9 protein-coding genes are annotated in these 10,916 nt (G+C 50.8%); 7 read left to right on the forward strand and 2 right to left on the reverse strand.

Annotated features, from left to right (window positions below; all coding sequences use genetic code 11):
- Positions 1-118: 118 nt before the first annotated feature.
- Positions 119-955 (reverse strand): MerR family transcriptional regulator, encoded by an 837-nt coding sequence (locus tag FD28_RS02585; protein ID WP_057732272.1) that lies wholly within the window; start codon positions 953-955, stop codon positions 119-121.
- A 40-nt stretch (positions 956-995) separates the two neighbouring features.
- The gene (locus FD28_RS02590) at positions 996-1,514 is read right to left on the reverse strand and encodes a MarR family winged helix-turn-helix transcriptional regulator (RefSeq protein WP_057732274.1); all 519 of its coding nucleotides are present in this window, start codon (positions 1,512-1,514) and stop codon (positions 996-998) included.
- Positions 1,515-1,665: 151 nt separating this feature from the next.
- On the opposite strand from FD28_RS02590, the gene FD28_RS02595 reads away from it, so the two are divergent.
- The 7 genes from FD28_RS02595 to FD28_RS02625 all read left to right on the forward strand — a co-directional run bounded on the left by FD28_RS02595 (position 1,666) and on the right by FD28_RS02625 (position 10,886).
- A complete protein-coding gene (locus tag FD28_RS02595; protein WP_057732276.1) occupies positions 1,666-2,601 on the forward strand; it encodes an ATP-binding cassette domain-containing protein in 936 nt (311 codons plus the stop codon).
- A gap of 15 nt (positions 2,602-2,616) precedes the next feature.
- The gene (locus FD28_RS02600) at positions 2,617-3,390 is read left to right on the forward strand and encodes an ABC transporter permease (protein WP_057732278.1); all 774 of its coding nucleotides are present in this window, start codon (positions 2,617-2,619) and stop codon (positions 3,388-3,390) included.
- A gap of 376 nt (positions 3,391-3,766) precedes the next feature.
- Positions 3,767-6,343, forward strand: a complete 2,577-nt coding sequence (locus FD28_RS02605) for a MucBP domain-containing protein (protein ID WP_057732280.1) — start codon at positions 3,767-3,769, stop codon at positions 6,341-6,343.
- A 421-nt stretch (positions 6,344-6,764) separates the two neighbouring features.
- Positions 6,765-7,403, forward strand: a complete 639-nt coding sequence (locus FD28_RS02610) for a WxL domain-containing protein (protein ID WP_157059816.1) — start codon at positions 6,765-6,767, stop codon at positions 7,401-7,403.
- A 40-nt stretch (positions 7,404-7,443) separates the two neighbouring features.
- On the forward strand, positions 7,444-7,932 hold the full coding sequence (locus FD28_RS02615; RefSeq protein WP_057732283.1) for an LPXTG cell wall anchor domain-containing protein: 489 nt from the start codon (positions 7,444-7,446) through the stop codon (positions 7,930-7,932).
- A 107-nt stretch (positions 7,933-8,039) separates the two neighbouring features.
- The gene (locus tag FD28_RS02620; protein ID WP_083478097.1) at positions 8,040-9,119 is read left to right on the forward strand and encodes a DUF916 domain-containing protein; all 1,080 of its coding nucleotides are present in this window, start codon (positions 8,040-8,042) and stop codon (positions 9,117-9,119) included.
- 30 nt (positions 9,120-9,149) lie between these two features.
- Positions 9,150-10,886 (forward strand): hypothetical protein, encoded by a 1,737-nt coding sequence (locus FD28_RS02625; RefSeq protein WP_057732287.1) that lies wholly within the window; start codon positions 9,150-9,152, stop codon positions 10,884-10,886.
- The last annotated feature ends 30 nt before the right edge of the window (positions 10,887-10,916 follow it).

Raw genomic sequence — 10,916 nt, forward strand, 5'->3', positions numbered from 1 at the left:
ATTGACTTGACAGCTACTCAAGAAAACCAAGATAAAACACAAGACGATTCTAACTAATTTCATTACGGCAGTCCTTTCTCGATTCAAAGAAAGAATACCCCTTGACACTGTGACAAGGTCAAGGGGTTATTTTGACAGAAATTTCCGTAATGTAGGCGTTGCGATCGGCAGTGTAGGTGCTATCCAAGAGATAGCGTTCAATGAAGGGCATGAGCAGCTGGTGATTCTGCTTCTGTGCGGCCTGAAGTAAGCAATCATAGGCGGCCCCAATGCGATCATAGTCACCGTAATGGAAGGTTGACAGGTAGTCACCACTGGGAAGGGTCACCCTGCTGAGTGTGGCGGGGAGCGTGGTACCCGGCGATACGGGTACCGCAACCCGGTATGCGGCGTTCTCATCTTCTAAGTCACAGAGTAGCAGGGACAGACCAGTTGGATGAATGCCGGGGTGTTCGAGCACCCCGTAAAGGTGATCGAAGGCGACATCGATCTCGCCTTCACGAACGGGAACGCTCTCGCTGAATAAGTGGCGTTCAGGCTGCCTGGTCACCGAGACGACGTTATCATCTGGCAGTGGCGCAGTACCTTCGCCCAATAAATCCAGCAGTAGGGTGTTGGCTTGGTCCTGCTTGATGTCCTGTTGCGCCAATTGCTGTTGTTTGGTTTTAGCCATTGTCCGGATGGTTGCGTCGTTAGCATTCAGTAGGCTGGCAATCTCAGCTAAAGTAAACCCGCAATTCTGATAGGTCTTAATTAGAGAGATCATTGGAATTTGGTCGGAGGTGTAATAGCGATAACCGTTTGCTAAGACCGTTTGGGGGTTGATAAGGTTAATCTTGTCGTAGTGCCGGAGCATTCGTGCACTCATTCTATTAATCATGGCAAATTCACCAATCGTGTAGTGCTTCTTCTCGCCACTGGGATTTCCCAGTACCCGGCTATCGTTATTGGACAAGGCCAATTCCTCCCTTTACTAATTTTGTAGGGCAGCTAAATTAAAGAAACCAATCGCGCAAGTGATCTGCCACCGATCCCTGGAGATTTTTAAACCAGGTCGGATTGGCAGTATTAATTTCGTCGTACAGACTCGCGTTGATTTTCGTCAAGATGGCGGTGAGCTGATCGAGTTCCTCGTCAGACAAAACGTTCAGAAATTCTGGCACCTTGGCTGATTCCTTGGTGGCCGTCCGCCGGCCCAAGTCGGTTAACCGAATGATGGTCTTACGGCGATCGGCCGTTGATTTTTCCTTGGTAACCAGTCGCTTTTTGACCAGTTTATTAACAAACTCGGCGGTAGACTGCGCCGTTAAATTCAGGCGCGTGGCGAGCTCCTTTTGCGAGAGGCCATCCGCTTGGGACAGCGCCAGCAAAATCTTGCCTTGACCCTGAAATGGCGATTGGTGATCCCCCTTGTCAGCGTGGGTGCGGTGGGCGATCTCGTCGGCGGTGTGGCGCACCATGCCAAATTCGATCAGCTTCCCAGCCGCGTTTCTTTGTTTCATTAAGTTAGGCATGTAACCGACCTCCTGAGCTCATTATACCCGAGAATGATGCGCAGGGCACCTGATATTTTTTAAGGCCAAGTCTTGACAATTTAATCAGGGGACCTTATTATATTTTTAGTCAGGTGACCTGATTAAATAAAAAAGCTAAGAGGGAATGAATATGTCAGCAATTCATGCAATTGAAGTCCGTCACTTAAGCAAGCGGTTTGGGCAGAAAATGGTGGTGGACGATCTGTCATTTAACGTTCGGCAGGGGGAAGTCTTCGGGCTGCTTGGGCCTAACGGGGCGGGGAAGACCACGACCCTGCGAATGCTCACCACGCTACTCAAAGCCGACGCGGGTCAAGTGAAGATCTTTGGTCACGACACGGTGAAGGAGGGGCGCTTGGCGCGGTCGATGTTTGGGCTGACCGGGCAATACGCCTCGGTAGACGAAGACATTTCGGCCCGCGAGAACCTGATGATTTTTGCGCGGTTAAACGGTCTCTCCCGTGCGGCCGCCAAGCAACGGACGGCTGAGCTTCTCGCAGATTTTTCGCTGGCAGATTCGGCGGATAAGGCGTTGGCCAACTTCTCCGGGGGGATGCGGCGTCGCCTGGACTTGGCCGTGAGCCTGATTACCCGACCTGCCCTGATCTTTTTGGATGAGCCGACCACGGGACTGGACCCCCGCACGCGGACGCAGATGTGGGCCACCATTCGTGGGCTGGTTAAGCAGGGCTCAACAATTGTGCTTACCACGCAGTACCTGGATGAGGCCGATCAACTGGCGGATCGCCTGGCCGTCATCGACCACGGCCGACTAGTCAAGATGGGGACGCCGGCCGAGCTCAAGCAACAGGTGGGTGGCACCCAACTAGCCTTCACGGTGAGTCAGGGCGCTCAAGTGGCCAGGGCGGTCAAATTGGTGGCCGCACAGGTCGCAGGGACGGTCCAGCAGACCGGGCAGCGGCTGAGCGTGCGGCTGACACAGCTCGCCCAATTACCCCTGATCTTGGCAGCGCTGGATCAGGCAAAGATTCTGATTGATCACCTGTCGGTTCAGGAACCGTCGCTGGATGATGTCTTTATGGACTTAACGATTGGTCAAAACTAGAAAGCGGGATGCAAAATGGAAGTACAAACGCACAGTGGAAATTTAGTGATGAATACGGCCACCATGGCCTACCGAAACCTATTGAAGACGGTTCACAATCCGGATCGTTTTATGGATGTGATCGTTCAACCCGTCTTATTCATGCTGATGTTCGGCTATCTCTTTGGCGGTGCGATTGCTGGGGGCGTTAAGGCCTACTTGCCCATCATCGTTCCCGGTATCTTGGTTCAAACGATGTTGTCGGCGGCCTCGGGCTCGGGGGCGCAGATCCGAGAAGACCTCGACTCCGGCGTCTTCGATCGGTTTAAGTCGTTACCAATGGCCCACGTGGCGCCGTTAGCCGGCCAGCTCTTTGCTGATAGCTTACGGTTATTCATTGCCACGATCACCTCGCTGACAACGGGATATGTCATGGGGTGGCGCCCAACTGCCGGTTTGGGTTGGGTGGTCGTCAGCGGTCTACTTGCCATCTTCACCGGCTGGGCCTTGTCGTGGCTATTTGCGCTACTGGGGTTATTAGCCAAGAGTGCGGCGACCGTCCAAAGTTTCTCGACCATGACCATGCTGGTACTGTCGTTCGTGTCCAATGCCTTTGTCCCACTGAGTTCGCTGTCAAAGCCCCTGCAGTTCATTGCCCACCTGAATCCCGTGACCTACGTGATTACGGCGATTCGGCAAATCCTCGCCACGGGGAGTTGGACGCCGGAAGCCTGGTTGGTCTTGGCGTTTGGCATTGGGGTGGTGGTGATCTTCGCGCCACTGACGGTGTGGGCGTACGATCGCAACTAGTATGACGAGTTAAAAAGGACCGGTCATAGACGACACGACTTCGCAGAATAAATAGAAATAGCGGGTAATCTCACACTTGAGGTTATCCGTTTTTTTTAGAACGCTGCGTGTAATAGTCGGCAACCCTGTTGACTAACTTACGAAAAAATCGATGCCATTAGATAGACTGAATTCTTGTTTTTGTTCGATAACTCATTAAAAACGAGCGATTCCCCGTATTTCGCGAGAATGTTCAAATTGTGTTCAACTGTTTTATGCTTTACCTATTTTTCCGATTATCAATTAATCCAGTCTTTATATGTTACATATATCTAAATGTGTGGTACGATACTAAGTAGTGAAGCGGAGAAACAGTTTTTGGGGAGGACGATTGGATATGAATGCGCCAAAAGTTCGATTTAAATTATATAAGGCTAAAACAAAGTGGGTTGTTGCGGGAATCGCCATGGGCTCATTGTTGGCATTTTCCGGAACAGCTCAGGCCGATCAACTGCCGCAGAACAAGTCGACCAATGCAGACCGTGCGAGTGAAGTGCAGCCAGGGAAAGCGGATCAGCAGACCGTGACTTTGACTCAGACGCCCAAGCCGGCAACTGAGAAGACAACAACGACAGCAACAACTGCCGCAGCCGCGACAAAGACGCCGACCACGGTGCCAGCAACGGATAAGTCGGGGACCGCTGACGCTGACAAGACAACGCCAAAGGTCACCACGGCGGTAAAGCCAGTCACACCAGCGACAACTAAACAGACGCCGGTTAACCAACCAGCTAAGGACACCACGACTCAGCCGGTAAAACCGGCCACGTCAGCGGCACCAGTTGAGAAACCAGTCACTGCCGTCAAACCAACCACTACCGTTTCTCGGCCGGTGGCTGCTCGTGCAGCCTTAATGCGGACGGCCGTGAGTCTAGCAGTTACGACTAACCAGACCAATGACAATGACCAATTGGTTTATGACAACGCACCGATTGATGAGTGGATGCCCAATAAGCAGCTACAGACGATCTTGCTGCGGACGTTGCAGGGGAGTAGTCACTCAACCTGGGACAATAACTTTTTAGATCCCAGCTATGGCACTACGCCGGGAGCCAAGACGTGGAACGCCGTTGCGGATATCACCAAGAGTGATCTCTTACTGTTGAAGTCATTTTCACTTCAAACGCAGTATTCCTCATACATTGATGGGAAGGCGTCCTACTCAATCGAAGGACTTCAGTACGCCACCAATTTGCAGAGCCTGGATTTACTCAACGTCTTGGACCGCACGAATCACAATCAACTGGCCGGGTATTGGCACGGGGACATTACGGACCTATCGCCAATCAAGGGTTTAACCAATTTAACTTTTTTACAATTCTCAAATAACCGGGTTAGTGACATCAGTGCGCTGGCCAACATGAAGAAGCTCACGTATCTTTCGGCGGTCAATAATGAAATTAGCGATTTCTCAATGTTAGATGCGCGTCAATTTAGTTCTAACGGTTTAAATATTTCCGGACAAGACATTATGCGGGCACCGGTCTACTTGAAGAAGGGGCAGGATACGGTCCTAGTTTCCAACCTCGGCTTGAAGCTCCCTCAAAATTACAATGCCGTGGTGGGCCATTACGCTGAACCGGCATGGTCGGCGATCGACGTGGACTACTGGAATTGGTACACGTGGAACCCCTTCGTTCTGAATGCTTATCGTCGTGGGGCTAACGGCACAGCGGTCGGTGATGATCAGGTCCAGTTTAAGATCGTGAAGTCACAGATCACACCGGGGCCAATGACCAGTACGGCGGTTGAATCGGGATCTGGCGTCGGCGTTCATCAGCAACCCTACACGTACTATCTGGTGGCGGGTTACTATGACGGCGCGGGCGATAGAATCACGACATACTACGTGCCTTACATTAACAATGCCGAGACGGCGGCCGCGGTCACCGTTCATTACACGAATCAAGCGGGCGCACCGATTGCCCCGGCAACGGTGTTGGACGCGGGGATGGTCGGTCAGACCTATACCACGACGCCTAAGACCCTGACAGGTTACACGCTGGATCAGAGCAAGCTCCCCGCAAATGCAACGGGAACCTTTGGCAAGGACGCCATTGAGGTGACCTACGTTTACGACCAAAATGACGGGGCACCCGTGACGGCCACGTATGTGGATACGACCGGAGCCACTGTGGCGGAACCCACCGTTTTGACCGGTAAGTATGGGGACGCCTACACCACGCAGGCCAAGTCGATCCAGGGCTATACGCTGCAGAAGGTTCAAGGCCAAGCCACAGGAACGTTTACGGATCAGCCGCAACAGGTTATTTACATCTATACCAAGGCGGCAATCGTCACGCCACCGGCAACGCATCAAGTCACTGTGACCGTGCATTATCAGACGGCGGATGGCACCAAGATCGCGCCAGATAAGGTGCTGACGGGAAGCCAGGGTGACACCTATACCACGGCACCGGTAATGGTCAGCGGGTACCAATTGACGACCACACCGGCCAATGCGCAAGGCACGTTTGGTGCAAATGACAGCGCTGTCACTTACATTTATACTAAGGTGACGAGCGGCGGCGATGGTGATCAGGTTGTGCCAGAGAAACCAACGAAGCCAGTAAATCCGGCAAATCCGACAAAACCGAAAGCTCCAACGAAGCCGGCTAAGCCTAATCGTGGGCAGCAGGCGGACCGCATCAAGGGTCAGCAGAACGCTAAGCGTCAAGCCAAGCCGGTCACTCCAGTTAAGACCATCACGGCAGGACGTGCGGATCGAGCGGTCGCCCAATGGCCAGTTAAGCTGACGGCGACTAAGCCCGCAACCAAGCGGACCCTAGCCAAGACACAGGCAACAACATTACCACAAACTAGCGAGCAAACGACGTCGAGCTGGTGGGGTGTCGTGCTACTGGCCGTGCTCAGTGTCGGTAGCTGGTTTGGATTGAAACGGAAGAAAGATTAAGCGCTAGATCTACTGCGCTAAAATACGAGAAGCGCCCCCTAATGATTGGACAAGTCAGTCTGACCATTAGGGGGCATTTTCTTGTAAAAAAGTTCAGTTAGTGAAGCTCGTCACAGCAAGTGGTAAGTATCATTGAATGCCGAGAAAACGGATCTCGTGGTTCCGCAATCGCTGGGCTTAGACGTTAGTAAACGTGATGATTTTGATGAAAGAGGTGCCAGTAACGCGATCGAAAGCGACTTATCTTTGTGCTATAATAAAATATGTTCAGTTGTTAATAAAACAAACAAACTAACAATTGAACGATGAAAAAGTTCATCAAAAATCATATTGGCCGACGTCGTGCAAACCTACATACATATAGAAAAGAGGGGACTTGGAGGCAGTTCAGCGACCAGAGCTGCTTTCAAGTGAGCAAATCATGAAAATGAAAGCGAAATTGTTAATCTCGGCAGTGGCATTGGGAATGGCTTTACCTGGAGCTTTTCCGGTGATTGCTAATGCGGCGGATACGCCAGCGGCAACGGCAGATAAGTCGGCGAGCGTCACGGTAAAAGGGGGAGACCTATCCTTCGGCACTGATACGGCTAGTGGTGGTATTGAAGCGCCATCTTTCGACTTTTCGGCTAATGTATCGAATAAATCGCAAACGTTATCACCGACTAACTTTGCTGATACTAAGAATGCAGATACTGACAAATATGCTGACTCGAATCTTGCTGTTGATGACGAGACTGGGACAGGCAGTGGGTGGAACGTCACGGCCAAGTTGGGGACGTTCACTGGCGCCAAGAATAAGACACAGAGTCTGGGGGCGACTCTGAATATGAAGACAACAACACCCCAGGCCGGTGTAGCAGCTGGAACAGATGCCACGACGACTGATTTAGTTGCTGGAAGTACTTCGGCAACACCCGTTTTCAGCGCAGCAAGTGGTAAAGGCATGGGTACCGCAACGGCTGATTTTGCCAAGTCAACGTTAACCTTGCCAACAGCTGCCTATGCGGATAGCTACACGGCTGATTTAACCTATGAATTAACGGCCGGGCCAACCGCTTAACTCGTCAACACATCCGTTAAGTCGCAAAGGGGGCCAGCGTATGATGACGCAAAAATCAGTCGGCGTGACGATAGGGGAAGAGTCCAGTCATAGCTCAAGCCAAGCCTCGGGGAGTAGTTCGCAAAATACGTCGAGTCGGGCGGCTAATCAATCGGCAACGATTCCGAGTCATTCGACGACTCAGCCCGCTACACAAACCAGTCAGGCGACTAGTCAACATACCACTCGACCAACGAAGGCACCGACACCAACGCAGATCCCAAATCGCGCGCTCTTGGTTTCGGGAACGAAGCTACCACAATTGCCGGTATTTAACGCTGTTTCGACTGGCTCGCCGGCTAGTGATCGGCGCGCGACGACGGTGGTGCCACAATCACGGCCAGTCAAGGCTACGCAAACCCTGGCGGGGGTTCCTTGGAGCCGTTTGCCGCAGACCGGTGAAGTCGGCGTGGGCTTCTCGGTTTTCTTAGGTGTCGTGATGCTAGTTGCACTGGGACTCCGGGCCTACCGGGCGCGGCGTCACCAGTGATCACCCAACAGGTGGTCAAAACTTGAAAATACAGACAGGTGAGAATGTTTTCTCAGCCTGTCGTATTTTCATTTATACATATTATTAATTAAAGAGAGAAGTATTTGATGATGAGACGACAACACAAGTGGGCCTATTTCTTCACGCTCATTCTATTCGTAACGTTGGGGAGTTGGGCTTTGGGCGGCCGGTCTATGTCGGCAAGTGCAGCCAGTCAGCGGGTGCCCGCCAGCTTCACGGTAGCCCCAGAATTACCCGCAGATAATGCGAAACGCGTGGACTATTTTGACTTTAAAGTAACGCCTGGGCAGAAGCGAGTCCTAGTCCTATCTGTCACTAACAATGCCAAGCAGACGAAGACGTTTGACGTGACGCCGCGGATTGCGTCAACCAACGCCAATGGGATTCTGGATTACGGCACGAATAACACCAATCCGAAGTTACCGGCACAGCTCAAACAGATCATTTCGCCGGCTCGGACGCAGTCGGTCAAGGTCTTAGGCAAGCACACGGTCAAGGTGTCTTATAAATTCACGGCGCCAGCTAAAACGTTTGACGGCCTGATGCTCGGGGGCTTCACGATCGCTGAGCACAATGCGGCTAAGCAGGCCCGTTCTAGTGCTAAGAAGTCTACCGGGATCGTTGCGCACGTGCAGTACGTGGTGGGACTGGAGTTCTACAACGCGATTAAACGGACCACGACGGCTCCTGACGTTAAGATTGGTCAGGCGGGCTATCGGTTGGCCCAGGCACGGCCGACGTTGACCTTGGGGATGGCTAATAAGACTGCTGGACTGGTGGGGCAAGGCCAACTCCACGCAACGTTGACGAATGACAAGCAAGAAAAAGTGATGACATTTACCAAGCAACAGATGACTTTTGCGCCACAGAGTCAATTCAAGCTGAATATGGATTTGAAGACTAAGCAGTTAGCGGCGGGCCACTACGTTTTGGCGGGAACATTGACGGCCAAGGGCGGCTATTCCTGGACGTTCCATAAAGACTTCACCGTGACGAATGCGCAGGCCAATAATGTCAAACGGCATGCGGCCAACTTCGGCCCACGGAAGACGTGGAAGGATTACTTGATGTATGCGATCGTGGCCTTAGCGATCTTGGTTTTGATTTATGAATTCTACAAGTGGCTGAAGAAGCATTTAGGCCAGAATAACTCGGATCAAGCTTAATTCAGACATAGGGGATTGAGGAGGCGTACCATGTTTAGCAAATTTAGCAAAATGAAAATTTTAAATCTGCTACTGGTACTCATGATTTCGGTAACGGTGCCACTGCAAGCGGTGAGTTCGACGGTGTTTGCGGCGACCACAACGACTAATGCTAGTTCGTCGACTAGTTCTAGCGATACGTCGACGGCTAGTGATGAGTCGATTGATGAGTGGATGCCGGATGTGAAATTACAGGATGCCATTCGTATTGCACTGAATAGTACTAGTCACTCTTCGGCTAAATATGCCCCAATAACCTCTAACTCACAAATAACTAAGACAATGCTCACGGATATAGGCTATTTAAATACTGGTGATGATCATGTGAAAGGGATCACTGATCTAACCGGGTTGCAGTATGCGAATAAACTGAAGGGATATGACTTCACTGGTTCGACTATTGAGAAGGCACCAGGAGACAAAACAACCGGGGATTGGTCAGTCCTCACTAAAGTTTCGGGGACCTTGGGAACCATAGACGCGGAGTCTGATCAAGACGTTGATTTAAAAGATCTTGCCAAACTCGATTTGTCAGCTTCACCAACTGTGACTTACACGTTGACCAATGATAACAAGATAGGGATGCCTAATTATGCCCAAGTTCCTTATGATAAAAAGGGTACTGCAGTTACAACACTGACACCTGGGGAAAACATCACGTATGATCCCATTTTTTCAAAGCATGAAGCGTATATCCCAATATCTAACTGGTACAAAGGATTTGTGAACGCTGATGGTGGTTTTGATTATCACAACATGACGACCTATCCGACTTTACCAAACGGAGTCACGCATGATTCGCCTAGTCAAACCAATTTTGGGGTTGACCTCAACACATGGGGTGGCAAGGCACTAAACATTTCTGGATTCGATATTGCGGATCATGTCGCTAGTTCACTGGTGAACGGAGGGATTGCCACTTACTACAATTCGAATAATACGTTGGATGCAACGGTGCCAGAGCCGACACAGAAAGCACAAACAGTACAGATGAGCCAGTCTAGTCAAACGGGAACAATAGCTACAACAGATCTCGACTTAGGCACGACGGACGCTTCGGATGTTCAGATCCAGGTGCCCACTGACTATGAAGATACGAATGACACCAGTAATGCCAAGTACCTGACGGCTGACGATATTAGTTTTGATACATCTGACCTAGCGAGTGGTAGGATTAATTTCACGTTAACGGCTTCGGGCCTTAAAAAGCTCAGTGTCAATGACCTGACGTCAGATATCATGATCACTGTCAACGGGAAGGTCATTGATCTCACGTTGACGGTGACGGAAGTCCTAGACGATTGGATGCCCGATGCCAATTTACGGACACAGTTGCAGGCTGAGTTAACCAAGGAAAAGCTGGGCGATTTAACCAAGGCCAATCTTGCCAAATTGAAAACCGTGCCGACCTTATCGGGTATCAGCGACTTAACCGGATTGGAATATGCCACTACGCCGACTGACCTTAAGATCATTGATAGTCCAAATCTAGAAGTACTCAAGGCCGGTAATAGTAAAGTACTATCACAGATGACAGAATTGGAAAAAGTTGAAATTGATGATTCAGACTTGGGCGGTTCTTTGGCTGGCTGGGGATTGAGTAGCCTGTCGAATCTGTCTAGTCTGATTGCAAACAGGGACAATTTGACTGATTCTGGTGCTGCCGATTACGCAAATGACGCTAACTTGTCTGTTTTAAATCTTTGGCGAGTTTTAAAATCAAGTTAGCCACTGCTTTTAACACAAAATAAAAACACC

The sequence above is a fragment of the Levilactobacillus hammesii DSM 16381 genome, assembly GCF_001434395.1.
Classification (GTDB): Bacteria; Bacillota; Bacilli; order Lactobacillales; family Lactobacillaceae; genus Levilactobacillus; species Levilactobacillus hammesii.

Coding starts and splice junctions, on each gene's coding strand:
- FD28_RS02625 (WP_057732287.1), top strand. CDS start 9,150: ATGTTTAGCAAATTTAGCAAAATGAAAATTTTAAATCTGCTACTGGTA.
- FD28_RS02595 (WP_057732276.1), top strand. CDS start 1,666: ATGTCAGCAATTCATGCAATTGAAGTCCGTCACTTAAGCAAGCGGTTT.
- FD28_RS02600 (WP_057732278.1), top strand. CDS start 2,617: ATGGAAGTACAAACGCACAGTGGAAATTTAGTGATGAATACGGCCACC.
- FD28_RS02620 (WP_083478097.1), top strand. CDS start 8,040: ATGATGAGACGACAACACAAGTGGGCCTATTTCTTCACGCTCATTCTA.
- FD28_RS02615 (WP_057732283.1), top strand. CDS start 7,444: ATGATGACGCAAAAATCAGTCGGCGTGACGATAGGGGAAGAGTCCAGT.
- FD28_RS02610 (WP_157059816.1), top strand. CDS start 6,765: ATGAAAATGAAAGCGAAATTGTTAATCTCGGCAGTGGCATTGGGAATG.
- FD28_RS02605 (WP_057732280.1), top strand. CDS start 3,767: ATGAATGCGCCAAAAGTTCGATTTAAATTATATAAGGCTAAAACAAAG.
- FD28_RS02590 (WP_057732274.1), bottom strand. CDS start 1,514: ATGCCTAACTTAATGAAACAAAGAAACGCGGCTGGGAAGCTGATCGAA.